General features: G+C 58.4%; 1 pseudogene. It reads right to left on the bottom strand.

The features are described from left to right. Nucleotides 1-407: 407 nt before the first annotated feature. Nucleotides 408-1,056, bottom strand: a pseudogene (locus P3W85_RS31650) (IS256 family transposase); the annotation flags it as partial.

The raw sequence follows: 1,056 nt of genomic DNA, 5'->3' as shown, positions 1-1,056 counted from the left end.
GTGTCGGGCTCTTGGGCACATGTAGGTGTCACTTTTCTTTACTCGTAAAGAAAAGTGACCAAAAGAAAGCGATCCTTGCAGGAGGCTGGCGTGTCGGGCTTGCTGGCTTTGCGGATTCGTGGTGGGCGCGGCGGTTCTAATAAACTGCTGGCGCTACCGGCACGAACGGCATTGCCGCTGCGAATGAGAGTGGTTTCATTGTATGACCCCTGAATGACGAACTCGCTTACCCTTTCATGCATCTGCCGTTACCGGTTTATATGGCCACTCGATCATGAACGGCACGGGTTTCGTCGTGGGCGCGGTGGCCCCAAATTTGGGATGCTCGTCTCCAGGGCCTGTCAGTTTTTTTGTGTGCAGGGCAGGTAAAGGCTCACCGCCAATTCGAGCGGTGAGCCAGCATTATCTCAATGATGCGGATGGGTGAAGCGCTCTTCGTAGAGGATTGCAAACTGGTTCATGGCAGCCTTCCAGTCATGCGTTGAACTACCCCATTTCCCGGTGATGTTGCGCAGCGCTAGCCATAGCAGCTTGGTTGCTGCCTCGTCGCTGGGGAAGTGGCCCCGCGTCTTGATGATCTTGCGCAGTTGCGCATTGATGCTCTCAATGGCATTGGTCGTGTAGATGATCTTGCGGATCGCCGGCGGGAACATAAAGAACGGGATCACCTGGTCCCAGGCCCGACGCCAGGACGCGGCGATCGGTGCGTACCGCTTGCCCCACTCTCCTTGCTCGAAGGCCGCCAGCTCGGCCAGCGCCGCCTCCACATTGGGTGCGGTGTAGACGGGCTTGAGCACCGCCGCCACGGCCCGACGCTCCTTCCAGCTGACGTACTCCAGGCTGTTCCGGATCAGATGCACGATGCAGGTCTGCAGCGTCGTGTTCGGGAACACCGCATTCAGGACCTGCTCCATGCCCTTGAGGCCGTCGGTGAATCGGTCACTGAACTGATGAACTCGGGCGAGACCTCGGTACCGTATTGCTCGGCCAGAAATGCCTGGATCTCGCGCACGGTCATGCCCCGGGCATACATGGCGATGATCTTGTCGTCGAAGC

Origin of the sequence: Cupriavidus basilensis, assembly GCF_029335485.1 — a bacterium.
Classification (GTDB): Bacteria; Pseudomonadota; Gammaproteobacteria; order Burkholderiales; family Burkholderiaceae; genus Cupriavidus; species Cupriavidus basilensis_E.
This window is presented reverse-complemented; position numbering and strand designations above follow the sequence as displayed.